The organism is Gluconacetobacter entanii (assembly GCF_013155425.1).
Classification (GTDB): domain Bacteria; phylum Pseudomonadota; class Alphaproteobacteria; order Acetobacterales; family Acetobacteraceae; genus Novacetimonas; species Novacetimonas entanii.
Window position 1 is genome coordinate 1 of record NZ_JABJWD010000116.1, and the last position, 472, is coordinate 472.

Annotated in this window: 1 protein-coding gene; it reads left to right on the forward strand. The window is 65.5% G+C overall.

The annotated features are described in order from the left end of the window. A partial coding sequence (locus HNH97_RS18490; protein ID WP_276509901.1) for a 1-deoxy-D-xylulose-5-phosphate synthase N-terminal domain-containing protein occupies positions 1–472 on the forward strand: 472 nt, incomplete at both ends.

Consider the following 472-nt stretch of genomic DNA (forward strand, 5'->3'; position numbering starts at 1 on the left):
CTACCTTTCGCGGCTGATGTCCTCGCGCAAGTTCCTCAGCCTGCGCGACCTCGCCGCCAAGATGGCAAAGCGCCTGCCCGACCGGCTGGAACGCACGGCGAAGAAGGCCGACGAATATGCGCGCGGCATCATCACCGGCGGCACGCTGTTCGAGGAACTCGGCTTCTATTATGTCGGCCCGGTCGATGGGCATGACATGACGCAGCTTGTCCAGATCCTGCGCAACCTGCGCGACGCGGACGATCTTGGCCCCGTGCTGCTGCATGTCATAACAGAGAAGGGGCGCGGCTATACCCCTGCCGAATCGGCGGGTGACAAGTACCATGCCGTCGCCAAGTTCAACGTCGTCACCGGCGAGCAGAAGAAGGGCCCCGCCGGGCCGCCGTCCTACACGTCCGTCTTCTCGCGCGAACTGCTGCGCCAGGCGGAAGCGGACGACCGGATCGTGGCGATCACGGCGGCGATGCCGTCC